2 protein-coding genes and 1 pseudogene are annotated in these 2,007 nt (G+C 63.3%); all 3 read left to right on the forward strand.

What is annotated here, in order from left to right; translation table 11 throughout:
- Window positions 1-110, forward strand: a pseudogene (locus tag FEM54_RS31420) (ABC transporter permease); the annotation flags it as partial.
- The gene (locus FEM54_RS31425) at window positions 107-964 is read left to right on the forward strand and encodes an ABC transporter permease (protein WP_017136112.1); all 858 of its coding nucleotides are present in this window, start codon (window positions 107-109) and stop codon (window positions 962-964) included. The pseudogene FEM54_RS31420 and the gene FEM54_RS31425, both read left to right, overlap by 4 nt.
- Window positions 961-1,917 carry an ABC transporter ATP-binding protein gene (locus tag FEM54_RS31430; protein ID WP_138454157.1) on the forward strand — a complete coding sequence of 319 codons (957 nt, stop codon included), beginning with the start codon at window positions 961-963 and terminating at the stop codon, window positions 1,915-1,917. The genes FEM54_RS31425 and FEM54_RS31430 overlap by 4 nt, the downstream gene beginning before the upstream one ends.
- Window positions 1,918-2,007 lie beyond the last annotated feature (90 nt).

The raw sequence follows: 2,007 nt of genomic DNA on the forward strand, positions 1-2,007 counted from the left end.
ACATGGTGGTGCAGGGCGTGGCGATGGTGCTGGCGTGTGCGACGGTGGTGGTCAACTTCGTCGCGGACGTGGCGACCGTGGCCCTCGACCCACGGGTGAAGATGCAATGAGCAGCCGACCACTGATTGCGCCGTGGCGTTTGCGCCTGCGGTTTGGTTTTCGCAACGGCCGGCTGACCGCTGCGTGGGGGCTGTTGATCTTGTTTATGTGGTTGGCCCTGGCGTTGTTCGCGCCGTGGCTCGCGCCGTATGACCCGATTGCGCAGAACACCGATCTGAGTTTGCTGGCGCCCAGCCTTGCCCATCCATTTGGCACGGATAACTACGGCAGAGACATCCTTTCGAGGGTGATCTGGGGCGCGCGGATTGACCTGCAACTGGCCGTTATCGGCGTGATCTTCCCGTTCCTGATCGGCACTTTTATCGGCGCTGTTTCCGGCTACATCGGCGGGCGCTTCGACAGCGTGTGCATGCGCGTGATCGACGTGGTGCTGGCGTTCCCGTTCCTGGTGTTGATGCTGGCGATCATGGCCATCCTCGGGCCGGGCTTGCAGAGTTTTTATATCGCCATGGCGTTGGTGGGCTGGGTGTCGTATGCGCGGTTGATCCGCTCGCAGATCCTGGTGCTCAAGGAAAGCGACTTCGCCCTGGCCGCCAAGAGCCTGGGCTTTGGCCATGGGCGCATTCTGTTCCGGCACTTGTTGCCCAACGCGATGTTTGGCTCGATTGTGTTTTCGATGTCCGACGCCGTGCTGGTGCTGCTCAACGGCGCCGCCGTGAGCTACCTGGGCCTGGGCGTGCAACCGCCGACGGCGGAGTGGGGCACGATGGTCGCCGAAGGGCAGGCGTTTATCACCACAGCCTGGTGGCTTTGCACCTTCCCGGGCCTGGCCATTGTGACCCTGGCCATGGGTTTCAGCCTGCTCGCCGATGGTGTGGCGCAAGTATTGGGGGATCGTTCATGAGCCTGCTTCACGTGCAGGACCTCAGCGTGATCGCCAACAATGGTGGGCGAGAGGTCACGCTGGTTGATCGTGTGTCCTTTGATTTGGCCGAAGGTGAAATCCTCGGCCTGGTGGGTGAAAGCGGGTCGGGCAAAACCCTGGCCTGTCGCGGCCTGATGCGCCTGTTGCCGTCGCCCAACCTGCGGGTGCAAGGCGGCGCTGTGCGCCTGGCCGGTCGCGACCTGTTGCAACTTGATGAGGCTGGCATGCGCGCCGTGCGCGGTGGGCAACTGGGCATGATTTTCCAGAACCCCAGCAGTCACCTTGACCCGTTGATGCGCATCGGCGAGCAGATCGCCGAAGGCATCCGTTTGCATCAGGGTGCGTCGAAAAAAGATGCGCGCCTGCAAGCCATCGAGGTGCTGCGCCAGGTCGGTATTCCCGATCCCAAGGCGCGGGTCGACAACTACCCCCATGAGTTCTCCGGCGGCATGCGCCAGCGCGCGATGATCGCCGTGGCCCTGGGCTGCAACCCGCAAGTGCTGATTGCCGACGAGCCGACCACCGCGCTGGATGTGACGGTGCAGGCGCAGATCCTGCGCCTGCTGCTGGAGCTGCGAGACCAGCGTGGCCTGGCGATCATCATGATCACCCATGACCTGGGCGTGGTGGCGCAGACCTGTGATTCCATCGCGGTGATGTACGCCGGACGCCTGTGCGAGCACGCGAGCAAATACGACGTGCTGGCCCATCCACAACACCCGTACACCGCTGGCCTTATCGATTGCCAACCCGCCCACAGCAGCGGCCACGCCTTGCTGCGCACCATCCCTGGCCAGCCGCCGTTACTGGATGCCTTGCCCGACGGTTGCCGATTCAACCCGCGCTGCCCGCAAGTGGCGGCGTTGTGTACTGAGGTGCTGCCCGAAGGTGCGCGCGTAGCCTGCCACTATCCGCTGGGAGAGCACCCATGAGCCTGTTGCAGATCAAGGACCTGGAGGTGCGGTTTGCCGCGTCCGGCACGGGTGTGTTGGGCCTAAATAAACAGCTGTCTCTTATACACA

This window comes from Pseudomonas edaphica (assembly GCF_005863185.1).
GTDB lineage: Bacteria > Pseudomonadota > Gammaproteobacteria > Pseudomonadales > Pseudomonadaceae > Aquipseudomonas > Aquipseudomonas edaphica.

Coding starts and splice junctions, on each gene's coding strand:
- FEM54_RS31430 (WP_138454157.1), top strand. CDS start 961: ATGAGCCTGCTTCACGTGCAGGACCTCAGCGTGATCGCCAACAATGGT.
- FEM54_RS31425 (WP_017136112.1), top strand. CDS start 107: ATGAGCAGCCGACCACTGATTGCGCCGTGGCGTTTGCGCCTGCGGTTT.